Here is a 22,734-nt window from a genome sequence, read left to right on the forward strand (position 1 = left end):
CGCTGAAATGGAACCGCGACCTATTTGCCGACCCGCGCTGGCTGGAGGCCGCCTGGACCTCGGCACGGATCGGCTTCGTCGTCACCGGGCTGTCGGTGGTCCTCGGCCTCCTCGCCGCCATCGCGCTGGTGCGCGGGACCTTCCGGGAGCGAAGGCTGGTCCTCACGCCCATGATCCTGCCAGTCGTGATCCTGGCGGTGGCGCTCTACATCGTCTTTCTGCGGCTGGGCCCGAGCGGCACCTTCGTGGGTTTCGTCGTCGCCCATCGGATGATCGCGCTGCCCTTCTCGATCATCGCCATCTCGGGGGCCGAGAACGTGGCCTTCCCGCTCCGCGTCCGCCGGATGGGGCGCGAGGACGTGGAGCGGAATGTGCGACCATCCTCTACGTGACCCACGACCAGGAGGAGGCGCTGCGCCTGTCCGACCGCATCGCCGTCTTCGACACGGGGCGCATCGAGCAGGTGGGCACCGGGCCCGAACTCTACGCCAACCCCGCCACGCATTTCGTCGCGGACTTCATCGGCGACAGCAGCTTCCTCGATGGGCGCATCGTCGGGCTCGACGGAGGGCTCGCCGACCTGCGCTTCGCGGCTGGGACCTTGGTGCGCGGGGTGCCGCTGCACGCCAAAGGGCAGCCGGGTCAGCCGGCCGAGCTGATGCTGCGGCCGGAGCGGGTGGAGCTGTCGCCCGAGCCCGGCCCCGAGGGGGCGAGCCTGCCGGTCGCCGTGCAGGACGTGACCTTCCTCGGCAACACGACCGACGTGGCGGCGGTCACCGCTTGGAACACGCCGGTCGCGGTGAGGCTCGGCTTTAGGCATCCGCTGGCCGGGCGGGTGGCGCGGGGCGACCGGCTGTGGATTTATTGGACGCCCGAGGCGGCCCAGGCCTTCCCGCGCGGCTGACCATGCGGCAGGGATCGGGACGCTGACCGAAATGCCCCGATCCCTGTCGGAAATGCCCGACACTGTCGGAAACCTTCGTGGTAGGATCGAGGGACGACAGGAGGCGAGCATGAAATATTCCGCGCTGCGGGTCTTCCGCGAGGCCCTGACCGGGCACAAGGGTTGGACGCCGGCTTGGCGCGACCCGGACCCGCAGCCCTCCTACGACATCGTCGTCGTCGGCGGGGGCGGCCACGGGCTCGCTACCGCCTTCTATCTCGCCAAGGAGTTCGGGCAGGCCCGCATCGCCGTGCTGGAGAAGGGGTGGATCGGCGGCGGCAACGCCGGGCGGAACACCACGATCATCCGGTCCAACTACCTGCTCGACGGCAACCAGCCCTTCTACGAGTTCTCCATGAAGCTCTGGGAGGGGCTGGAACAGGACCTGAACTACAACGCGATGGTCAGCCAGCGCGGCATCCTGAACCTGTTCCACACCGACGCCCAGCGCGACGCCTACACCCGGCGCGGCAACGCCATGATCCTGCACGGCGCAGACGCGGAGCTGCTGGACCGAAGCCAAGTGCGGAAGATGTATCCGTTCCTGAACTTCGACCACGCGCGCTTCCCGATCAAGGGCGGGCTCCTGCAACGGCGGGCCGGGACGGCGCGGCACGACGCGGTGGCCTGGGGCTATGCGCGCGGCGCCGACCAGCGGGGCGTTGACATCATCCAGAACTGTGCGGTGACGGGCTTCCGCATCGTCAACGGGCGCGTGCTGGGGGTGGAGACGACGCGCGGCTACATCGGCGCGATCAAGGTCGGCGTGGCCGTCGCGGGCAGTTCGTCCCGAGTCATGGCCGCCGCCGGGATGCGCCTGCCGATCGAGAGCCACGTGCTCCAGGCCTTCGTGACCGAGGGGCTGAAGCCGGTGATCGACGGGGTGCTGACCTTCGGAGCGGGGCACTTCTACGTCAGCCAGTCTGACAAGGGCGGCCTCGTGTTCGGGGGCGACATCGACGGCTACAACTCCTACGCGCAGCGGGGGAACATGGCCGTCGTCGAGGACGTGGCCGAGGGCGGCATGGCGCTGATGCCGATGATCGGGCGGGCGCGGCTGTTGCGGACCTGGGGCGGGATCATGGACATGAGCATGGATGGCTCGCCGTTCATCGACCGGACTCCTGTGCAGGGCCTCTATTTCAACGGCGGCTGGTGCTACGGCGGCTTCAAGGCGACACCGGCGAGCGGGTTCTGCTTCGCGCACCTCCTGGCCCGCGACGAGCCGCACCCGACCGCGGTGGCCTATCGGCTCGACCGCTTCCGGCGCGGCGCGATGATCGACGAGAAGGGCCAAGGCGCCCAGCCGAACCTCCACTAGGACCTGTCCCATGCTGATCCTCCATCCCCTCCTGGGACTCCGCGACGCGCAGGAGTTCACCTATCTGGGCGACGCCTCGATCATCGACCGGCCCGACGGGCTGACCGAGCCCGAGGCCTTCCACGACTACCTGTATCTTCGCGACAACCCGGCCGGGGTGCACAAGGAGCTGTGGTTCCACGAGCAGGGCGACCGGTCGTGGCTGGTCGTCACGCGCAACACGGTGACGCACGAGATCCTAGGGGCCGAGCTGGCCCGAGACTACGCGCGGGGACGGGGGAGGTCGCGATGAACCAGGCGCTGCGCCAGACGGAGGGGTTCGTCGCCGACCTGCCCCAGGCGGCCCTGGGGCCGAGCCAGGTCCAGCGGGTCGGGGCGGGCCTCGTGGACCGGAGCCGGACGCTATCCTTCACCTTCGACGGAAGGGCCTACGCGGGCCATCCCGGCGACACGCTGGCCTCGGCGCTGCTCGCCAACGGCGTACGGCTGATGGGGCGGAGCTTCAAGTATCACCGCCCGCGCAGCGTGATCGCGTCGAGCTCGGAGGAGCCGAACGCGCTGGTCGAGCTGCGGTCGGGGGCGCGGGCCGAGCCCAACACGCGGGCGACGGTGGTGGAGCTCTGGGACGGGCTGGAGGCGCGGAGCCAGAACCGCTGGCCGAGCCTCGCCTTCGACGCGCTGGGGGTGAACGACTTCGTGTCGCCCTTCCTGACGGCGGGGTTCTACTACAAGACCTTCATGTGGCCGGCGGCCTTCTGGGAGAAGCTCTACGAGCCCGTCATCCGGCGGGCGGCGGGGCTCGGGCGGCTCTCGACCGAGGCCGACCCGGACGCCTACGACAAGGGCTTCCTCCACTGCGACCTGCTGGTGATCGGCGCTGGGCCGTCGGGGCTCATGGCGGCGCTGACGGCGGGGCGCGCGGGCGCGCGGGTGATCCTGTGCGACGAGGACTTCCTGCTGGGCGGGCGGCTGAATGCCGAGACCCTCGCGGTCGGCGGGCAGGCCGGCACGGACTGGGCGCGCGCGGCGGTGGCCGAGCTGGCGGCCCTGCCGAACGTGCGGATGATGCCGCGCACGACGGTCGTCGGGGCCTTCGACCATGGCGTCTTCGCCGCCGTGGAGCGGGTGGCCGATCATGTGGCCGCGCCCTTGGCGGGCAAGCCGCGCCAGATCCTGTGGCGCATCACCGCGCGGCGGTCGGTGCTGGCGGCGGGGGCCATTGAGCGGCCGATCGCCTTCCGCGACAACGACCGGCCCGGCGTGATGCTGGCCGGCGCGGTGCGGGCCTACCTCAACCGCTGGGGCGTGGCGGCGGGGCGGCGCGTGGCGCTGTTCGTCAACAACGAGGACGGGTTGCGGACGGCCCGAGACCTCGACGCGCGGGGGGTGGACGTGGTGGCGGTGATCGACGCGCGGCCCGAGGGCGAGCGGCTGCCGGGCATCCGCCACCTCAAGGGCGCGGTCGTGACCGGGACGGCGGGGCGGCTGGGCCTCACCGGGATCACGGTGCGCGACGCGCAGGGGCGCGAGGAGCGGGTCGCCTGCGACGTGCTCGGCGTCTCGGGCGGGTGGAACCCGACGGTGGCGCTGACCTCGCATCATTCGGCGCGGCCGGTGTGGGAGGAGGGCATCGCCGCCTTCGTGCCCTCGCTGGACGGGCCGAAGGGCTTGGGCGTCGCGGGCGCGGCGGCGGGGGCCCTGTCCACGCATGGGGCGCTGGCGACCGGCGCGGCGCGGGCGGCGGAGGCCTTGGAGGACCTCGGGTTCCGGGTGTCGTCAGTGGACCTGCCCGAAGCCGAGGACGCGCCGGTGCGGCTCCGCCCGCTTTGGCACGTTTCCGGGACCGGGCGGGCCTGGGTGGATTTCCAGAACGACGTGACCGTCAAGGACATCAAGCTGGCCCATCAGGAGAACTTCCGCAGCGTCGAGCACCTGAAGCGTTACACCACGCTCGGGATGGCGACGGACCAGGGCAAGACGTCGAACGTCACGGCGCTGGCCGTGATGGCCGAGCTGACGGGCAAGGGCATCCCCGAGACCGGGACCACCATGTTCCGCCCGCCCTACACGCCGGTGTCGATGGGCGTCCTCGCCGGACGGTCGCGGGACGAGGGGTTCAAGCCCACGCGCCTGACCCCTTCCCACAAATGGGCCAGGGAGCAGGGGGCCGTCTTCGTCGAGGTCGGGATGTGGCTGCGGGCGCAGTGGTTCCCGCGTCCCGGCGAGACGACGTGGCGCGAGTCGGTGGACCGGGAGGTGCTGGCGACCCGCAAGGGCGTGGGCGTCTGCGACGTGACCACGCTGGGCAAGATCGACGTGCAGGGGACGGACGCCGGGGCCTTCCTCGATCGCGTCTATGCCAACACCTTCTCGACGCTGCCCGTGGGCAAGGTCCGTTACGGGCTGATGCTGCGCGAGGATGGCCATGTCATGGACGATGGCACCACGGCGCGGCTGGGTGAGCATGAATACGTGATGACGACGACCACCGCCAACGCGGTGGCGGTGTTCCGGCATCTGGAGTTCTGCCGCCAGTGCCTCTGGCCCGATCTCGACGTGCAGCTCGTGTCCACCACCGAGGCCTGGGCGCAGGTCTCGGTCGCGGGGCCGAACGCGCGGAGGCTGCTGGAGCGGGTCGTCGATGGGGACATCTCGGACGCGGCCTTCCCCACCATGGCCTGCGGCAACGTCACCGTCTGCGGCGGGCTGCGGGCTCGGCTGTTCCGCATCAGCTTCTCGGGCGAGCTGGCCTACGAGATCGCGGTCCCGGCGCGCTATGGCGACGCGCTGATCCGCGAGTTGATGGCGCAGGGCAAGGACCTGGGCGCGACCCCCTACGGGACCGAGGCGCTGGGCGTGCTGCGGGTCGAGAAGGGACACGTCGCCGGGGGCGAGCTGAACGGGCAGTCCACGGCGCTGAACATGGGCCTGGGCAGGATGGTGTCCAGGAAGAAGGACAGCATCGGCATGGTCCTGTCGCAACGCGAGGAGCTGGTTCGCGAGGACGGGCTGCGGCTGGTCGGCGTTCGGCCGGTGGACCCGACGGCGGTGCTGAAGGGCGGGAGCCATTTCGTTGCCCTGGACAAGGAGGCGGTGGCGGCCAACGACGACGGGTGGCTCACCTCGGTGGTGCATTCGCCGCACCTGGGGCACCAGATCGCGCTCGGCTACCTCAGGAACGGCGCGGCGCGGATGGGGGAGCGGCTGCGCGTCGTGAACCTCCTCGCCAAGACCGAGGTGGAGGTCGAGATCGTGTCGCCGCACTTCATCGACCCGGAAGGGGAGCGTCTCCGTGGCTAGTCATCGTTTGAAACCCCTCTCCGCCCTGGGTCGCGAGTTCCTGGCGGTGGAGAGCATCGGCCCCGTGACCGTCGCCGAGGTCATGGACGTGGCGCTCGCCTCCTTGGCGGCGCGGCGCGGGCAAGAGGCCGTGGTCGGGGCCGCCGCGGCGCAGGCGGGCATCCCCCTGCCGCCGCCGGGCCGCGCCGAGGTCGGGGCGGTCTGTGGCGCGTTCTGGGTGAGCCCGGAGATGTGGTTCCTGGAGGCCCCCTTCGCGACGCACGAGGATGTCGTGGCGCATCTGAGGCCGGTCTTCGGCGAGGCGGCCTCGATCACCGAGCAGACGGACGCCTGGGCGCGGCTCAACGTGACGGGGCCGCTCGGGCCGTTGTTCGAGAGGCTGTGCAACCTCGACCTCGGGCGCTTCGAGCCGGGCTCGGCCACGCGGACGGTGATCGAGCACGTCGGCTGCTACGCGATCCGGCGCGCGCCGGAGCGGATGACGGTGCTAGGGCCACGGTCCATGGCCGGGTCGCTGCACCACGCGCTGACGGTGGCGGCGCGGAGCGTGGCCTAGGCCAGCGCCTCGGGCGGGACGGCCCCGGCGAGGCCGCGCAGGCCGGCGAGGCGCTTGCGCTCGTCGGCGGGGTGGACGCCGAAGGCCTCGCTGTAATGGCGGGCGAAGTCGGTGGAGGTGGAGTAGCCCACCGACCGGGCGATCTCGGTCACGGTGTCGGTCGAGTAGAGCACCCGCTGGCGTCCGCGTTCCAGCCGCATCCGGCGGTAGTAGCGCAAGGGCGGCTGGCCGGTGGCGGCGCGGAAGGCGCGCTCCAGCGTCCGCTCCGATAGGCAAAGCCGCTGGGCCACGTCGGCGATGGCGACCGGCTCCTCGATGTGGTCGGCGAAGATGCGGATGGCCTCGCGCACGGGCGGGGGAAGCATCGCCTGGGTGCCGCCCGTCCGAGCGACGGGGGTGGCCTGGGGGGCGTTCTCGTCGCGGACGAAGGGGTGCTGGAACCAGCAGGCCACCTCGGTCATCAGGGGACGGCCCAGGCGCTCCTCGATGACGCGGAGCATGAGGTCGAAGACCGCGCCCGCGCCCGAGACGGTGATGCGGCCCTTCTCGCGCTGGATGGCGGTGGGGCTGGCCTCGGACTCGGGAAACTCGGCCTGGAAGGCGGCGTCGTAGCACCAGTGGACCGAAGGGCGGTGCGCCCCCATCGCGCCCGAGCGCATCAGCGGGAACACCCCGCCCGAGAAGCCGCCGAGCGTCACCCCCGTCCGTCCGAGCCGCCGCAGGGCGGCGTGGGCGGCGCGCGGGTCGGCGAAGCGCGCGTCGGGGGGCGAGAGGCAGATCAGCGCGTCGAGGCCCGTAGCCTCCATGATCGTCTGGTCGGTGTCGAACCGGACGTTGGCCGAGGAGCGGACCGGACCCGGAGCCTCGCCCAGCAGGGTCCAGGCGAACTCGGGGCGGCCCGCGATCTCGTTGGCGGCACGCAGCGGCTCGATGGCCGAGGTGAGGCAGGCCATGGGGAAGCCGGGAAACAGCAGGAAGCCCCAGGAGGACAGGGAGGGGCCGTCGGTCGTCATCGTCTTGCGTCCGGTGCGGGAGGATGTTTCATCAGGGTGAAACGATAGGCATCCGTCCAGGGGAGCGCCATGGCCAAGGACGACCTCGACGCCGATCCGACGCTTGGGCCCGATCCAGCGCCGCCGCGCCAGAAGCCGGCGCTGAGCCAGGACCCGCACCGCGTCCGCGAGGTGGCCGAGCGCAACCTGGAATCGGCGATCGGCCGCGAGGTGCGCGCCTTCCGCCGCCAGCAGGGAATGACGGTGGCGGACCTCGCGCAGGCCACCGGCCTGTCGATCGGGATGCTGTCCAAGATCGAGAACGGCATCACCTCGCCGTCGCTGGGCACGCTCCAGGCGCTGAGCCACGCCTTCTCGTGTCCGATCACGTCGTTCTTCCGGGGCTTCGAGGAGCGGCGCGAGGTGCAGCACGTCCGCGCGGGCGAGCATCTGGAGATCGAGCGGCGGGGGACGCGGGCGGGGCACCAGTATCACCTGCTGGGCCACATCGGGTCGAACGCCTCGGGGGTGGTGGTGGAGCCCTACCTCATCACGCTGACCGAGGAGTCGGACGTGTTCCCGACCTTCCAGCACGACGGGATCGAGCTCCTGTTCATGCTGGAGGGGGAGGTCACCTACCGGCACGGGGACCAGCTGTTCCACCTGCGGCCGGGGGACAGCCTGTTCTTCGACGCCGACGCGCGGCACGGGCCCGAGGTGCTGAACGAGCTGCCTGCCCGCTACCTGTCCGTCATCTCCTACCCGCAGCCCTGACGGGGCGATCCGCTGCGGCCCCGGGCCGGCGGTCCCCGATTCGCCGCGCGGGTGGGTCGGGTCGCGGCCTGCCCGGCGCGTGGGCGGGGATTTCCGCCCATTGCCCAAGGCTCGGGCGCGTGGAGAACGCTCCGCTATATTGCCTACAGGTGAAAAATGTTTCACCTTAGTTGAGGCGAGGGGCTGGATGAGGCCGGTCGCAGCGACGCAGAGAGGTGACGGAAGATGTGCGGAATCGTGGGTCTCTTCCTCAAGGACCCTGGGCTCGAGCCGCGCCTGGGCGAGATGCTCGCCGACATGCTGGTGACGATGACCGACCGGGGGCCGGACAGCGCCGGGATCGCCGTCTATTCGCGGCCCCAGGAGGGGTGGGCCAAGATCACGGTGCAGTCCGCCGGGGGCGACTTCGGGGGGCTGGAGGCCGCGCTGGGCACGGCGCTGGGCGGGACGGTGACGGTGACGCCCAAGGACACCCATGCGGTAATCGAGCTGGACCGGGATCAGGTGGCGGCGGCGCGGGAGTGGCTGCGGGCCGAGCGGCCGGACCTCAAGGTCATGAGCGCGGGCGAAGGCATCGAGATCTACAAGGAGGTCGGCCTGCCGAAGGACGTGGCCGCGCGCTTTGGGATTGCGGAGATGGCCGGGACCCATGGCATCGGCCACACGCGGATGGCGACCGAGTCGGCGGTGACGACCATGGGGGCGCACCCGTTCTCGACCGGGCCGGACCAGTGCCTCGTGCACAACGGGTCGCTGTCGAACCACAACGCCGTGCGGCGGACCTTGAAGCGTGCCGGCAAGACCTTCGAGACCGAGAACGACACCGAGGTCGCCGCCGCCTTCCTGTCGCACAAGATGGAGGAGGGCGCGGGCCTGGGCGAGGCGATGGAGGCCACGCTGACCGACCTCGACGGCTTCTTCACCTTCGTCGTGGGCACCCGGAACGGCTTTGGCGTCGTGCGCGACCCCATCGCCTGCAAGCCCGCCGTGATGGCCGAGACCGACCAATACGTGGCCTTCGGCTCCGAATACCGCGCCATGGTCGGCCTGCCCGGCATCGAGACCGCCCGGGTCTGGGAGCCCGAGCCCGCCACCGTCTATTTCTGGGAACGCTGATGCTGCACACCGCCGAACTGACCGCCCGCGCGCCCGCCACCGAAGGCGGCGTCCGGGTCATCGACCTGTCCGCCCAGGGGCTGCGGGCGCTGAACCAGGCGCTCCATGACTTCAAAGCCAGGCCCAGCAACGAGACGCTGTGGGAGGTGGTCAACACCAAGGGCGCCCATGCCATCGCCGTGGGGGTGGACGCGCCTCTCGACATCACCGTTCGGGGGACGACGGGCTACTACTGCGCCGGCATGAACAAGCAGGCGACCATTCGCATCGACGGCTCGGCGGGTCCCGGCGTGGCCGAGAACATGATGTCGGGGACCGTGATCGTCGAAGGGGACGCCTCGCAATACGCGGGGGCCACGGGGCGCGGGGGGCTGCTGGTGATCAAGGGCAACGCAAGCTCGCGCTGCGGGATCTCCATGAAGGGGATCGATATCGTGGTGCATGGCAGCATCGGCCACATGAGCGCGTTCATGGCGCAGTCGGGAAACCTCGTGGTGCTGGGCGACGCAGGCGACGCCTTGGGTGATTCGCTCTACGAGGCGCGGCTGTTCGTGCGGGGGTCCGTGAAGAGCCTCGGGGCGGACTGCATCGAGAAGGAGATGCGGCCCGAGCACTTCGAGGCGCTGGAGGACCTGCTGCGGCGGGGCCTCGCGGAGGGCAAGGCCGATCCCTCGCAGTTCCGCCGCTACGGCTCGGCCCGGCGGCTTTACACCTTCCACGTCGACAACGCATCGTCCTACTGAGGATCGCCCATGACCGAGTTCCTGCGGACCCCGCCCCGGCAATCCTGGACCTTCTCGAACGACTCCAACGCCGAGATCCGCCGCGCGGCGGCGACCGGCATCTACGACATCCGCGGCGGCGGGTCGAAGCGGAAGCTGCCGCATTTCGACGACCTGCTGTTCCTGGGGGCGAGCATCAGCCGCTACCCGCTGGAGGGCTACCGCGAGAAGTGCTCGACCGACGTGTGGCTGGGCACGCGGCACGCGAAGACGCCCATTCACCTCGATATCCCCGTGACCATCGCCGGCATGAGCTTCGGGGCGCTGTCGGGGCCGGCCAAGGAGGCGCTGGGGCGGGGGGCGACGGAGGCCGGGACCTCCACCACCACCGGCGACGGCGGCATGACCGAGGAGGAGCGGGGGCATTCCCGGACGCTGGTGTATCAATACCTGCCGTCCCGCTACGGGATGAACCCCGACGACCTGCGCCGCGCCGACGCCATCGAGATCGTCGTGGGGCAGGGCGCGAAGCCGGGCGGTGGCGGGATGCTCCTGGGCCAGAAGATCAGCGACCGCGTGGCGGAGATGCGGAACCTGCCCAAGGGCATCGACCAGCGGTCGGCCTGCCGTCACCCGGACTGGACGGGGCCGGACGACCTCGAGATCAAGATCCTGGAGCTGCGCGAGATCACCGACTGGGAGAAGCCCATCTACGTCAAGGTCGGCGGCGCGCGGCCCTATTACGACACGGCGCTGGCGGTGAAGGCCGGGGCCGACGTGGTCGTGGTGGACGGGATGCAGGGCGGGACCGCCGCCACGCAGGACGTGTTCATCGAGAACGTCGGGATGCCGACGCTGGCCTGCATCCCGCAGGCGGTGAAGGCGCTTCAGGACCTCGGGATGCACCGCGAGGTGCAGCTCATCGTGTCGGGCGGCATCCGGTCGGGCGCGGACGTGGCCAAGGCGATGGCGCTGGGCGCGGACGCGGTGGCGATCGGGTCGGCGGCGCTGGTGGCGCTGGGCGACAACGATCCGGCGCTGGAGGAGGACTACCGCAAGCTCGGCACCACCGCCGGGGCCTACGACGACTGGCACGAGGGGCGCGACCCGGCGGGCATCACCACGCAGGACCCGGAGCTTTATGGGCGGTTCGACCCGGTGCTCGGGGGGCGGCGGCTCAAGAACTACCTCAAGGTGATGACGCTGGAGGCGCAGACCATCGCGCGGGCCTGCGGCAAGTCGCATCTCCACAACCTCGAGCCCGAGGACCTTTGCGCGCTCACCATCGAGGCCGCCGCCATGGCGGGGGTGCCGCTGGCGGGGACGAGCTGGGTTCCGGGACGCCCGGGCGGGCCCTTCTGACGCAAGATCGACGGAGGAGCCCCGGATCGAACCGGGGCCCTCGTTCCGACGACACACAGGGAGTCGCAACCGTGTTCCAAGATCTCCACAAGGGCCCCTGGGAGGCCGAGGAGGCCGTGATCGACCTGGCCGAGTTCGCCAGGGCCAACGGCGTCAGATATTTCATGATCTCCTACACCGACCTGTTCGGCGGCCAGCGCGCCAAGCTGGTGCCGGCGCAGGCCATCGCGGACATGGCGGTGGAGGGGGCGGGCTTCGCGGGCTTTGCCACCTGGCTCGACCTCACGCCGGCGCACGCGGACCTGATGGCGGTGCCGGACCCCAGCAGCGTCATCCAGTTGCCTTGGAAGCCCGAGGTCGCCTGGGTCGCCGCCACTGCGACGATGGAGGGCAAGCTGGTCGATCAGGCGCCGCGCAACGTGCTCAAGCGCCTGATCGCCGAGGCGGCCAAGGAAGGGCTGCGGATCAAGACGGGGGTGGAGCCCGAGTTCTTCCTGCTGTCGGCGGACGGCAAGGAGGTCTCGGACCCGCACGACACCGCGGTGAAGCCCTGCTACGACCAGAACGCGCTGATGCGGCGGTATGACGTGATCGCGGAGATCTGCGACTACATGCTGGCCCTGGGCTGGGAAGCCTACCAGAACGACCACGAGGACGCGACCGGCCAGTTCGAGATGAACTGGAAGTACGACGACGCCTTGCGGACGGCGGACAAGCACAGCTTCTTCAAGTTCATGGTCCGCACCATCGCCGAGAAGCACGGGCTGCGGGCGACCTTCATGCCGAAGCCCTTCAAGGGGCTGACGGGGTCGGGGTGCCACGCGCATATCTCGGTCTGGGATCTGGACGGGAAGCGCAACGCCTTCACCGACGGGGAGAAGGAGCTGGGGCTGTCGGACCGGGGGCGCTGCTTCCTGGGCGGGATCATGCGGCACGCATCGGCCCTGGCGGCGATCACCAACCCGACGGTGAACAGCTACAAGCGGATCAACGCGCCGCGCACGGTGTCGGGGGCGACCTGGGCGCCGAACACCGTCACCTGGACCGGCAACAACCGCACCCACATGGTGCGCGTGCCGGGGCCGGGGCGGTTCGAGCTGCGGCTGCCGGACGGGGCGGCGAACCCGTATCTGTTGCAGGCGGTCATCATCGCGGCGGGGCTGGACGGCTGCCGGACGGAAGCCGATCCGGGGCCGCGCCACGACATCGACATGTACCGCGAGGGGCATACCGTGCAGGGCGCCCCCCGGCTGCCGCTGAACCTCCTCGACGCGCTGCGGGACTACGACCGCGACGAGACGCTGAAGGCGATGATGGGCGAGGAGTTCTCGCGCGCCTTCGTCAAGCTGAAGACGGAGGAGTGGAACGCCTATTGCTCGCATTTCTCGGAGTGGGAGCGGGACAACACGCTGGACATCTGACGGGCGCAGGGCGCGGCCTCCCCCGCGAGGGGGCCGTGGGCTGGACGCGTATTCGACGCGTGGCGGGCGGGTCTTTGCGGCCCCGTCCCGGCGCAGTCCTGCGCGGGGAAGGGTCCTCCCGGTCGGACGCCGGCCGCACGGCGTCCTGTCAAACAGCATCTGTCGCCCCGACGGCGAGGAGAAGGTCCGACCGCGCGAGAGGTGGTCTCGTGGCGCGGGCGGTCCCGGGGCGTCGTGTGCGAGGAGAATCGCACGCAAGCGTTAACGACGCCTGACAGCAACGGGCGTTGCGTGTTGCGTGGCATTCGAGGGAATGGGGCGCGGGCCGGGACTCCGCGACGGGGGGGCCTGGCCGGTGGACGTGGCGCGGGGACGCGCGGTCAGGAGGCCCGGCGCGCGCCGGCCTCGGCGGGCGGCGGGGCGGGACGGGGGCGCAGCATCTCCTTGGAGGCGATCAGCGCGCCGGCGACGATCAGCACGCAGGCCAGCGCCACCGACCAGTGGAAGGTGGCGTAGCCCGCCAGGAGCAGCACGATCACCGAGAAGAGCGGCCCGGCGTAGGACATCGCGCCCAGGATCATGATGTCGCCGTGCTTGCAGCCGTGGTCCCAGAGGTAGAAGCCGACGCCGAGCGGGATCGTGCCGAGCGCGACGATGGCGGCCCATTGCAGGGCCGTCTCCGGCCAGACGGTCGGTTCGAGCGCGAGGTGCAGGACGAAGGCCACGGCGGCGGTGACGAGGCAGTAGCCCGCCACCACGTCGGTCGGCACCTGCCCGAAGCGGCGCGACAGCACCGAATAGCCCGACCAGATGAAGGCGCAGGCCAGCGCGATGACGTGGCCGGTGCGGAGCCCCCCGGCGAGGCCGACGCTGCCGCCCTTGGTGATGACGACCAGCGCGCCAATGAGTCCCAGCGCCACGCCCGCGACGTGGTGCGCCTTCAGCCTCTCGCCCGGCAGGAAGGCGGCGAAGACCACGATGAGGAGGGGCCAGAGATAGGCGATGAGGCTCACCTCGACCGGCGGGGCGGACTGGATCGCGAAGAAGTAGGCGCAATGGTAGATGCAGAGCCCCGCCGTGCCGAGCGCCCAGACCTGCCAGGGCTGGCGCAGCGAGGCCACCGCGCCGGGGCGGAAGGGCCAGCTTGCCGCCCCCACGAGGCCGCCGAGCAGGAAGGTCATGGCGGTGAGCTGGAAGGGCGGGACCGGCCCGGCGGCGGCCGACAGCAGCGCCAGCACCGACCAGGTGAGGATGGCCGCGAAGCCGATCAGGGTGGGGAGGGTGCGCGTCATGGGTCGTCCTGCCGGGGGCCATGGGGGTGTCGCCGAGCCATGCGACGGCGCGGGGCGCGATGCAAGCCGTCCCGGCGGCGGGCGGCTGACGTGGCGGGAGGGCGGAAGGTTCACGCTCCTGTCACACGAAGGGGCGATGAGGGCCGCGCCACCACGCTGACCGGAGGGATCATGAAGACGTCCGCCATCGCCATCGCCGCCGCGCTCCTCGGCACGGCCGTAACCGCCCAGGAGGCGGCGCCCGCCGCTGGGGTTCAAGACGCGGCTTCCGCCGCAGTCGCCCAGGCGGGCAACGCCTGGTTCGCGCGGGGGGCCGCCGCCGTGGCGGCGCGCGCCGCCGTCCCGCCCAACACCGGGACCGCCCGCAACGTCATCCTCTTCGTCGGCGACGGCATGGGGATCGGCACCAACTACGCGATCCGGCTGTTCGAGGGGCAGCAACAGGGGGGCCTTGGCGACGACCACGTGCTGTCCTACGAGGCCTTCCCCTACGCGGGCCTCGTGAAGACCTACTCGACCAACGGGCAGACGCCGGACTCGGCTCCGACCGCGACGGCGATGAACACCGGGGTCAAGACCAAGAACGACGTGATCGGCGTCGCGGACAACGTGGCCGTCGATGACTGCGCGGCGGGCATGGACCCGGCCAACCAGCTCACCACCTTCTCGGAGATCGCGACCGCGCGGGGCAAGTCGGTGGGCATCGTGTCCACCGCGCGGATCACCCACGCCACCCCGGCGGCGGTGTTCGCCCACACCGTCAACCGCGACTGGGAGAGCGACGCGGAGATCCCCGAGGACTGCGCGCAGCCCGACATCGCCGTGCAGCTGTTCGACGCGATGCGGGCGGGCGAGATCGACCTCGCGCTCGGCGGCGGGCGCGAGCACTTCCTGCCCGAAGGCGCGACCGACGACGAGGGCGAGGCGGGGGCGCGGGCCGATGGACGCGACCTCGTGGCGGAGCTGACGGCCCTGGGCGGGCAATATGCCTGGGACCAGGAGAGCTTCGACGCGCTGACGGCGGGCGGCAACGCGCCGGTGCTCGGGCTCTTCGAGGCGAGCCACATGATGTACGAGGCCGACCGCGCGGACGAGCCGTCGCTGGTCGAGATGACGGAAGCGGCGATCGGGGCGCTGGAGGGCAACGGCGAAGGCTATTACCTGATGGTCGAATCGGGCCGCATCGACCACGCCAACCACGCGGGGAACCTGTATCGCACGGTCACGGACGGCGTGGCCTTCGCGCAGGCCGTGGCGCGGGCGGTGGAGCTGACCGACCCGGCCGAGACGCTGATCATCGTGACCGCCGACCACGAGCACGCGCTGGCCTTCAACGGCTATTGCGGGCGTGGGTCGTCGATGGTCGGGCTTTGCATGGACATCGACATCGCCGGCGAGGCGCACACGGGCGAGCCGGTGACGGCGGACGACGGCCAGCCCTACACGGTGGCGGGCTACCTGAACGGGCCGGGCTCGATCCTGGTCGAGCATGAGCACGAGCACGAGGCGGCGCCGGCGGCCGAGGCGGCTCCTGGCGCGGCCCCCGTCGCGGCTCCTGGCGCGGCGCCCGTCGCGGCGCCCGCGCAGCCCACGGCGACGACCGTCGCGCCGTCGCCCGCGCCCTCCGAGGCGGCGGCGGACCTTGCCGACGCGGCGGATTCGGCGCACCCGGAGCTGGCGCGGGCGAAGATCACCGAGGCGATGGCGACCGACCCGGAGTATCTCCAGCAGGCGCTGATCCCCCTCGAGTCGGAGACGCACTCGGGCGAGGACGTGGCGGTCTGGGCGACGGGGCCCTGGGCGCACCTGCTGACCGGGACGATCGAGCAGAACGAGATCTTCCACGTGATGAGCCACGCCATCGCCCCGCGCTGAGCGCGGCGGGCCAAAGGGGCGGGGCGGCGATGCCGTCCCGGCCCTGTCGCGTTCCGTCCTGACGCAGGGTCAAGGTCATTCTTTACCGAATCGCGGAGCCGTGAGATCGTTCCTGCAACCGGGGGGCGACCCGGTCGTGGTGGCAAGGGGTGCGGCATGAATTCGCAGAAATACGCGGCCGAGCTGATCGGCACGTTCTGGTTGACCTTCGGGGGGTGCGGCTCGGCGGTGCTGGCGGCGGGGGTCCCGGAGGTGGGGATCGGGCTCCTGGGCGTGTCGCTGGCCTTCGGGCTGACGGTGCTGACCATGGCCTACGCCATCGGGCACGTGTCGGGCTGCCACCTGAACCCCGCCGTGACGGTGGGGCTGGCGGTGGGCGGGCGGTTCCCAATGGCGCAGATCCTGCCCTACGTCGTCGCGCAGGTCGCGGGCGCGATCCTGGGGGCGCTGGTGCTGTATCTCATCGCGAACGGCGCGGCGGGGTTCGACGCGGCGGCCTCGGGCTTCGCGGCGAACGGCTATGGGGCGCATAGCCCCGGGGGCTACGGCCTCGGCTCGGCCGTCCTCGCCGAGGTGGTGCTGACCATGCTGTTCCTGTTCATCATCATGGGGGCCACGCACGGGCGCGCGCCGGTGGGCTTCGCGCCCATCGCCATCGGGCTTGGGCTGACGCTGATCCACCTCATCTCCATCCCCGTGACCAACACCTCGGTCAACCCGGCGCGGAGCACGGGGCCGGCGCTGTTCGTGGGCGGCTGGGCGCTGGGGCAGCTCTGGCTGTTCTGGGTCGCGCCGCTGGTGGGCGGGGCGCTGGGCGGCGCGCTGTATCGCTGGATCAGCCTGGAGCCGGCCGAGCCGGTGGTGGGCGGGGTCCGCAGCCCCGGCTGAGGCCGGGGGCGCCCGCCCCCCGCGCGGGACCCGTCCGATCGGCCCGCGCCGATGGCCCCGGCGCGGGTCTGTCGCCGTTGGGGGACGGCGGGGCGAGGGCGGCCGGTCCGGGCCCTCGTCCGGCCGCCTACCCCTTTCGGTCAGGGTGTGGCTGGCCCTACGTCACCTGGGGCGATTGAATCCGGGGCGGCGAGGTGGACATCCTGCGGCAGATTCCCTCGGAGCCGCCATGTCCGACGACCGCCGCCTGCCCGTGACCGTGCTTTCCGGCTTCCTTGGCGCGGGCAAGACCACGCTCCTGAACCACGTCCTCAACAACCGGGACGGCCGGCGCGTCGCGGTCATCGTCAACGACATGTCCGAGGTGAACATCGACGCCGACCTCGTGCGCGAGGGCGGCGCGGCGCTGAGCCACACGGACGAGGCGCTGGTCGAGATGACCAACGGCTGCATCTGCTGCACGCTGCGCGACGACCTGCTGACCGAGGTGCGGCGGCTGGCCGAGGAAGGGCGCTTCGACGCGCTGCTGATCGAGTCCACGGGCATCTCGGAGCCGATGCCGGTGGCGGCGACCTTCGATTTCCGCGACGAGGCGGGGCGGTCGCTGGGGGACGTGGCGCGGCTCGACACGATGGTGACGGTGGTGGACGCCGTGAACCTGCTGCGCGACTTCGACAGCCGCGACTTCCTGCGCGACCGGGGCGAGACGCGGGACGCGGGCGACCAGCGGGCGCTGGTGGAGCTGCTGGTCGATCAGATCGAGTTCGCGGACGTGGTGGTGCTGAACAAGGTGGGGGCGGCGACGCCCGAGGCGCTGGCGGCGGCGCGGCGGATCATCCGGGGCCTGAACCCGAGCGCCCGCGTGGTGGAGACGGACTTCGGCCGCGTGGCGCTGGGCGAGGTGCTGGGGACGGGGCTCTTCGACTTCGAGCAGGCGCGGCGCAACCCGCGCTGGGTGCGGGAGCTTTACGGCTTTGCCGACCACGTGCCCGAGGACTTGGAATACGGCATCGACAGCTTCGTCTACCGGGAGCGCGCGCCGTTCCATCCGCAGCGCATCCACGACCTGCTGACCGGCGACCTGGGCGGCGTGATCCGGGGCAAGGGGTTCTTCTGGGTGCCGACCCTGCCCGGCGTCGCGCTGACCTTCAGCCTCGCGGGGGCGCTGACCTCGATCCAAAGGGGCGGGCGCTGGTGGGCGGCGATGCCGCGCCACCTCTGGCCCAAGGACGAGGCGGCGCTGGCCCGGCTGCGGTCGCAATGGGCCGAGCCCTTCGGCGACCGGCGGCAGGAACTGGTCTTCATCGGCACCGGGATCGACAAGCGGCGGCTGAAGGCCGCGCTCGACCGCTGCCTGATCCCCGACGCGCATCGACTGACCGCCGAGGCCGTGGCCCGGCTTCCCGACCCGTTCCGGGCCGCCGCATGAGCGCGGCGGCCGCTTCCGTGTTCCCGTCAAGGCCCGGCGCGACGCCGGCTAAGGAGCCATCATGAGCAATCGCATCGTCGCCGAGAACGCCCGCACGGACGGGGTCGCGCCCAAGAGCTACTGGGACGTGCCGCACAGCACCCAGATCGAGGGCTTCGCGCGGGACTTCAGCGTGAACGCCGGCAACCAGATCGACTTCAGCGTCAACGTGAACGGCGGCGCGGGGAGCGACTACCAAGTCGAGGTCTTCCGGCTCGGCTACTATGGCGGAGCGGGGGCGCGGGAGGTGGCGTCCTGGACCAACACAAACGCCACCGTGCAGGCCCAAGCGCTCTATGACGAATCGCGCGCCCTGGTGGACGCGGGGAACTGGTCGGTGACGGACAGCTGGGACATCCCGGCCGACGCGGTGTCGGGGGTGTATCTGGCGCGGGTGCAGCGGCTCGACGCGAGCGGCAACCCCATCGCGGGGGCGGTGAACCAGATCCCCTTCGTCGTGCGGAACGACGGGGTGGCGGCGGACATCGTGCTCCAGACCTCGGACACGACCTGGCAGGCCTACAACGGCTGGGCGGGGAACAACGGGCAGGTCGGCGCGAACCTGTATGGCGACCCGACCGACACGGTCGTCCATCCCGTCATCCCCACCGCCGGCCCGAACGCGCTCGATCGCGCCTACGCGGTCAGCTACAACCGCCCGTTCATCACGCGGGACGGCACGAGCACGGTGTCGGGGCCGCAGGACTACCTGTTCGGCGCCGACTACGCCGCGATCTCGTGGCTGGAGGAGAACGGCTACGACGTGTCCTACATCTCGGGCGTGGACACCGACCGGCTCGGGGCGGACTACCTCCAGAACTACAAGGCCTTCATCTCGGTCGGCCATGACGAATACTGGTCGGGCGGGCAGCGCGAGAACGTGGAGGCGGCGCGGGACGCGGGGGTGAACCTGCTGTTCTGGTCGGGGAACGAGGTCTACTGGAAGACCCGCTGGGAGACCTCGATCAGCGCCGACGGGACGGAATACCGGACGCTGGTCTGCTACAAGGAGACCTTCGCGAACTACGACCCCAACGCCGCGCCCGAGGACTACGCCGACCTCGACCCCACCGACATCTGGACGGGGACGTGGCGGGACACGCGGTTCCACGACTCGGTGGACGCGAACGGCAACTCGAACGCCGGCGGCGAGATCGTGGACCCGATCACCGGGCTCGTGCACACCTGCCAGTGCATCGAGCAGATGCTGACCGGCCAGCTCTTCGGGCCGGACGGCACGGGCCAGTTCGGCGGCGCGCTCGACGTGCCCGAGAGCTACGCGGGCCTGCGGATCTGGCGGGGCACCTCGGTCGCGGACACCGGGGCGGTGGACCTCGCCCCCGGGATCATCGGCTACGAATGGAACGTCTCGCCCGATGACGAGAACCGCCCGGCTGGCCTCGTGAAGCTGTCCGAGACGACGCTGGCCTGGAGCCAGATCCTGGTGGACCAGGGCAACCGGACCCAGGCGGGCACGGCGACGCACACGGTGTCGCTGTACCGGGCCGAGAGCGGGGCGCTGGTCTTCGGGGCGGGCACGGTGTTCTGGTCCTGGGCGCTGAGCAACGTGCACGACAGCTCGCCCTACGGGGCGAACATCGAGAACGTGCAGATCCAGCAGATGATGCTGAACCTGTTCGCCGACATGGGCATCCAGCCCGCCGTCACCGACGCGGTCCTGGCGTCGAGCGGGCTGGCGCGGGCCTCGGCCTCGACGGACGTCACGGCGGCGGAGGCCGACATCGTCGGGCTGCCGGCCAGCGTCGTGCAGGGCTCCACGGTGACGATCCGCGGCACGGCCACGGACATCGATGGGGTGGCGGCGACGGCGGACGGCGTGGTGGCGGTGGTCGAGGTGTCGGTGGACGGCGGCGCGACCTGGCGCGTGGCCAAGACGACGGACGGCTGGGACACCTGGAGCTATGACTGGAAGCCGGCGGCGACGGGCACCTACGCGATCCGGGCGCGGGCGATCGACGACAGCCTGAACACCTGGAACGCCACCCCCGACACGGCGACCGTCACGGTCACGCCGCCGCCCAAGCCCGCCGATGTCACGCTCTTCGACGGGGACGCGGCCACCAACGCGATCAGCTACAACGACAATTCGGCGGTCAACCTGGGGATGCGGTTCAGCGTCAGCGAGACCGGCGCCGTCGAGGCCCTGCGCTACTGGCGGGCCGCGGGCGACGCGGGCGATACCGACGTGCGCGCGGGCCATCTGTGGAACGGCAACGGCACGCTGCTGGGGACGGTGACCTTCACCTCCACGGCCGGGCAGTCCGGGTGGCAGACGGCGACGCTCTCCACGCCGGTGACGCTGGTGGCGGGGCAGACCTATGTCGTGTCCTACCAGACCGCCAACAACTACGTGTCCACGAACGGCTTCTTCGCGGCGGCGAACGAGGTGGGCTTCGACGGCCGCGACGACGGGGCGTTCGGCGACCTGTGGGGCGTCGTCCGGGCGCCCGAGGGGAACGCGGGCGTCTACTCCTACGGCGCCGCCGCGCAGATGCCGACCCAGAGCTACCAGAGCAGCAACTACTGGGTGGACGTGGTCTTCGCGCCCGCCAGCAGCAACGTCGCCAACACCGCGCCGGTCGTGCCGGCGCAGTCCTACATCTCGCCCGAGAACCGGGCCTCGGTCTGGACCGTGCAGGCCTCGGACGCGGACGGCGACGCGCTGACCTACGCCATCGCTGGCGGGGCGGACGCGGCGCGCTTCGCGATCGACGCGGCGACGGGGGCGCTGAGCTTCGTGGCCGCGCCGAACTTCGAGGCGCCGGGCGACGTGGGTGCGAACAACGTCTATGACCTGACGGTCGGCGTGACGGACGGGCGATCGGCCCCGGTGACGCGGGCCATCAGCGTCCTCCTCTCGAACGTCAACGAGTCGCCGACCGCGCTGGCGCTGGGCGCGACGGCGGTGGCCGAGAACGCGGCGGGGGGCCAGGCCGTGGGCGCGCTGGCGGGCACCGATCCCGACGCGGGCGACACGCTGACCTACAGCCTCGTGAATTCCGCGGGCGGGCGCTTCGCCATCAGCGGGAGCCAACTGGTCGTGGCGGCGGGGGCGTCGCTCGACTGCGAGGCGGCGGCGTCGCACGACGTGACCGTGCGGGTGACGGACGCGGCGGGCCTGAGCTTCGACCGGCAGTTCACGGTCGCGGTGGGCGACGTGGACGAGTTCGACGTGACCGCGCCCACGGACGCGAACGCGGCGGCGAACCAGGTGACGGAGGGCGCGGCGGCGGGGACGCTGGCCGGGATCACCGCCCGCGCGGCGGACGCGGACGCCACGGCCAGCGCCGTCACCTACAGCCTGACCGACAGCGCCGGCGGGCGCTTCGCCATCGACGCCGCGACGGGCGTGGTCAGCGTGGCGAGCGGCGCCGTCCTCGCGGCGGGAACCCAGCAGATCACCGTGCGCGCGGCCTCGGCCGACGGCTCGGTCGCCTCCACGAGCTTGCAGATCGTCGTGGCGGCGGCCACGGGGTCGCGGGTGACGGTGAACCTGACGAACGGCTCGGACGCCTACACCGCGACGGACGGGCGATCCTACAGCGTGCAGGCGCTGGCGGGGAACGACACCGTCACGCTGGGCGCGGGCAACGACCTCGTGAACGGGGGCGCGGGCAACGACGCCCTCTCGACCGGCGCGGGCAACGACATCATCGAGGTGACGGGCGCCTCGCCGGGGCTCGACTCGTTCGACGGCGGCGCGGGCGCGGACATCCTGCGCGCCACGGCGGCGGGCACCGTGATCCGGTTCACCGCGATCACCGGGATCGAGGAGATCACCGCCAACGGCTTCGCCGGCGTGCGGATGCTGGGCAACTCGACCGCCGAGGTCGTGGACCTGTCCGGCACGGTCCTGACGGGGATCGGCTCCATCGACCTCGGCTCGGGGAACGACAGCCTCGCCGGATCGGCGGGGGCGGATTCGATCCTGGGCAACTCCGGCGTGGACACGATCCGCGGCGGCGGCGGCAACGACACGATCGACGGCGGCACGAGCGAGGACATCCTCACGGGCGGCGCGGGCGACGACACCTTCCTGGTCGGCGCCTCGGGCGGCGCGGACAGCATCGACGGGGGGGTCGGGACGGATTCGGTGATCGTTTCCGCGGCCCTGTCGCTCCAATTCGCCAAGATTTCGAACGTCGAGTCGCTGACGGCCACGGCCAGCGGCGTGACCCTGCTGGGCACGGCGGGGGCCGACACGATGAGCCAGTCGGCGCTGGGCTGGTCGGGTCTGGCCCTGGTGGACGGCGGATCGGGCAACGACACGATCACCGGCGGCGCGGGGGCCGACCGCATCGCCGGGCGGGCGGGCGCGGACCTGCTGGCGGGGGGTGGCGGGGCCGACACCTTCGTCTTCCTCACGACCGCGGACAGCCGCACGACGACGCTGGACACCATCGCCGACTTCGCCCTGGCGGCCGGCGACCGGATGGACCTGTCGGCCCTCGACGCGAGTTCGCTGGTGCTGGGCAACCAGGCCTTCACGTTCGTCGGCACCTCCGCCTTCACGCTCGGGCTGGGGGGGCAACTGCGCTACGACATCGGCACGGCGGGCACGCCGACCCGGGTCACGCTGGACCTGAACGGCGACACGCGGGTCGACATGGAGATCCGGCTGACCGGCGCCCTGGCGCTGACCGCCGACGACTTCATCCTCTGAAGGCCGGGCAGGGCCGTCGC

Annotated in this window: 17 protein-coding genes; 15 read left to right on the top strand and 2 right to left on the bottom strand. The window is 71.4% G+C overall.

The window, feature by feature from the left end:
- Positions 1–95: 95 nt before the first annotated feature.
- The 6 genes from J2Z33_RS13360 to J2Z33_RS13385 all read left to right on the top strand — a co-directional run bounded on the left by J2Z33_RS13360 (position 96) and on the right by J2Z33_RS13385 (position 6,120).
- Complete coding sequence (locus J2Z33_RS13360) at positions 96–392, top strand: ABC transporter permease subunit (RefSeq protein ID WP_209841870.1); 297 nt, start codon at positions 96–98, stop codon at positions 390–392.
- Positions 389–904, top strand: a complete 516-nt coding sequence (locus J2Z33_RS18845; protein WP_209841872.1) for a TOBE domain-containing protein — start codon at positions 389–391, stop codon at positions 902–904. The genes J2Z33_RS13360 and J2Z33_RS18845 overlap by 4 nt, the downstream gene beginning before the upstream one ends.
- A gap of 109 nt (positions 905–1,013) precedes the next feature.
- Entirely contained in the window at positions 1,014–2,264 is a 1,251-nt protein-coding gene (locus tag J2Z33_RS13370) for a sarcosine oxidase subunit beta family protein (RefSeq protein WP_209841874.1), read from the top strand.
- A gap of 10 nt (positions 2,265–2,274) precedes the next feature.
- Positions 2,275–2,556: a sarcosine oxidase subunit delta gene (locus tag J2Z33_RS13375; protein ID WP_209841876.1), complete on the top strand. Its 282-nt coding sequence runs from the start codon at positions 2,275–2,277 to the stop codon at positions 2,554–2,556.
- Positions 2,553–5,564: a sarcosine oxidase subunit alpha family protein gene (locus J2Z33_RS13380; RefSeq protein WP_209841878.1), complete on the top strand. Its 3,012-nt coding sequence runs from the start codon at positions 2,553–2,555 to the stop codon at positions 5,562–5,564. The genes J2Z33_RS13375 and J2Z33_RS13380 overlap by 4 nt, the downstream gene beginning before the upstream one ends.
- Positions 5,557–6,120 (top strand): sarcosine oxidase subunit gamma, encoded by a 564-nt coding sequence (locus J2Z33_RS13385; RefSeq protein ID WP_342454192.1) that lies wholly within the window; start codon positions 5,557–5,559, stop codon positions 6,118–6,120. Before J2Z33_RS13380 ends, J2Z33_RS13385 begins: the two co-directional genes overlap by 8 nt.
- Here the strand turns inward: J2Z33_RS13385 and J2Z33_RS13390 are convergent.
- On the bottom strand, positions 6,117–7,133 hold the full coding sequence (locus J2Z33_RS13390) for a GlxA family transcriptional regulator (protein ID WP_209841880.1): 1,017 nt from the start codon (positions 7,131–7,133) through the stop codon (positions 6,117–6,119). The genes J2Z33_RS13385 and J2Z33_RS13390 overlap by 4 nt on opposite strands.
- A gap of 69 nt (positions 7,134–7,202) precedes the next feature.
- On the opposite strand from J2Z33_RS13390, the gene J2Z33_RS13395 reads away from it, so the two are divergent.
- The 5 genes from J2Z33_RS13395 (at position 7,203) to glnT (ending at position 12,507) form a co-directional block, all read left to right on the top strand.
- Positions 7,203–7,886 carry a helix-turn-helix domain-containing protein gene (locus J2Z33_RS13395; RefSeq protein ID WP_209841882.1) on the top strand — a complete coding sequence of 228 codons (684 nt, stop codon included), beginning with the start codon at positions 7,203–7,205 and terminating at the stop codon, positions 7,884–7,886.
- 225 nt (positions 7,887–8,111) lie between these two features.
- Positions 8,112–9,002: a class II glutamine amidotransferase gene (locus tag J2Z33_RS13400; RefSeq protein ID WP_209841884.1), complete on the top strand. Its 891-nt coding sequence runs from the start codon at positions 8,112–8,114 to the stop codon at positions 9,000–9,002.
- Entirely contained in the window at positions 9,002–9,745 is a 744-nt protein-coding gene (locus tag J2Z33_RS13405; RefSeq protein WP_209841885.1) for a GltB/FmdC/FwdC-like GXGXG domain-containing protein, read from the top strand. Before J2Z33_RS13400 ends, J2Z33_RS13405 begins: the two co-directional genes overlap by 1 nt.
- A 9-nt stretch (positions 9,746–9,754) precedes the next feature.
- Complete coding sequence (locus J2Z33_RS13410; protein ID WP_209841886.1) at positions 9,755–11,086, top strand: FMN-binding glutamate synthase family protein; 1,332 nt, start codon at positions 9,755–9,757, stop codon at positions 11,084–11,086.
- Between the two features lie 116 nt (positions 11,087–11,202).
- Positions 11,203–12,507 carry a type III glutamate--ammonia ligase gene (gene glnT / locus J2Z33_RS13415; RefSeq protein ID WP_209841922.1) on the top strand — a complete coding sequence of 435 codons (1,305 nt, stop codon included), beginning with the start codon at positions 11,203–11,205 and terminating at the stop codon, positions 12,505–12,507.
- Positions 12,508–12,887: 380 nt separating this feature from the next.
- On the opposite strand, the gene yddG is transcribed toward glnT, so the two are convergent.
- Entirely contained in the window at positions 12,888–13,799 is a 912-nt protein-coding gene (yddG, locus tag J2Z33_RS13420; RefSeq protein ID WP_209841887.1) for an aromatic amino acid exporter YddG, read from the bottom strand.
- 171 nt (positions 13,800–13,970) lie between these two features.
- On the opposite strand from yddG, the gene J2Z33_RS13425 reads away from it, so the two are divergent.
- The 4 genes from J2Z33_RS13425 to J2Z33_RS13440 all read left to right on the top strand — a co-directional run bounded on the left by J2Z33_RS13425 (position 13,971) and on the right by J2Z33_RS13440 (position 22,714).
- Positions 13,971–15,674: an alkaline phosphatase gene (locus J2Z33_RS13425; RefSeq protein ID WP_209841888.1), complete on the top strand. Its 1,704-nt coding sequence runs from the start codon at positions 13,971–13,973 to the stop codon at positions 15,672–15,674.
- A gap of 156 nt (positions 15,675–15,830) precedes the next feature.
- Positions 15,831–16,562 carry an aquaporin Z gene (aqpZ, locus tag J2Z33_RS13430; RefSeq protein ID WP_209841889.1) on the top strand — a complete coding sequence of 244 codons (732 nt, stop codon included), beginning with the start codon at positions 15,831–15,833 and terminating at the stop codon, positions 16,560–16,562.
- Between the two features lie 229 nt (positions 16,563–16,791).
- Positions 16,792–17,991, top strand: a complete 1,200-nt coding sequence (locus J2Z33_RS13435) for a GTP-binding protein (protein WP_209841891.1) — start codon at positions 16,792–16,794, stop codon at positions 17,989–17,991.
- Between the two features lie 61 nt (positions 17,992–18,052).
- Entirely contained in the window at positions 18,053–22,714 is a 4,662-nt protein-coding gene (locus J2Z33_RS13440; RefSeq protein WP_209841893.1) for a N,N-dimethylformamidase beta subunit family domain-containing protein, read from the top strand.
- Positions 22,715–22,734 lie beyond the last annotated feature (20 nt).

This window comes from Rubellimicrobium aerolatum, from assembly GCF_017872975.1.
GTDB classification, from domain to species: domain Bacteria; phylum Pseudomonadota; class Alphaproteobacteria; order Rhodobacterales; family Rhodobacteraceae; genus Rubellimicrobium; species Rubellimicrobium aerolatum.

Coding starts and splice junctions, on each gene's coding strand:
- aqpZ (WP_209841889.1), top strand. CDS start 15,831: ATGAATTCGCAGAAATACGCGGCCGAGCTGATCGGCACGTTCTGGTTG.
- J2Z33_RS13375 (WP_209841876.1), top strand. CDS start 2,275: ATGCTGATCCTCCATCCCCTCCTGGGACTCCGCGACGCGCAGGAGTTC.
- J2Z33_RS13400 (WP_209841884.1), top strand. CDS start 8,112: ATGTGCGGAATCGTGGGTCTCTTCCTCAAGGACCCTGGGCTCGAGCCG.
- J2Z33_RS13370 (WP_209841874.1), top strand. CDS start 1,014: ATGAAATATTCCGCGCTGCGGGTCTTCCGCGAGGCCCTGACCGGGCAC.
- J2Z33_RS13435 (WP_209841891.1), top strand. CDS start 16,792: ATGTCCGACGACCGCCGCCTGCCCGTGACCGTGCTTTCCGGCTTCCTT.
- J2Z33_RS13405 (WP_209841885.1), top strand. CDS start 9,002: ATGCTGCACACCGCCGAACTGACCGCCCGCGCGCCCGCCACCGAAGGC.
- J2Z33_RS13440 (WP_209841893.1), top strand. CDS start 18,053: ATGAGCAATCGCATCGTCGCCGAGAACGCCCGCACGGACGGGGTCGCG.
- J2Z33_RS13425 (WP_209841888.1), top strand. CDS start 13,971: ATGAAGACGTCCGCCATCGCCATCGCCGCCGCGCTCCTCGGCACGGCC.
- J2Z33_RS13390 (WP_209841880.1), bottom strand. CDS start 7,133: ATGACGACCGACGGCCCCTCCCTGTCCTCCTGGGGCTTCCTGCTGTTT.
- yddG (WP_209841887.1), bottom strand. CDS start 13,799: ATGACGCGCACCCTCCCCACCCTGATCGGCTTCGCGGCCATCCTCACC.
- J2Z33_RS13410 (WP_209841886.1), top strand. CDS start 9,755: ATGACCGAGTTCCTGCGGACCCCGCCCCGGCAATCCTGGACCTTCTCG.
- J2Z33_RS13380 (WP_209841878.1), top strand. CDS start 2,553: ATGAACCAGGCGCTGCGCCAGACGGAGGGGTTCGTCGCCGACCTGCCC.
- J2Z33_RS13395 (WP_209841882.1), top strand. CDS start 7,203: ATGGCCAAGGACGACCTCGACGCCGATCCGACGCTTGGGCCCGATCCA.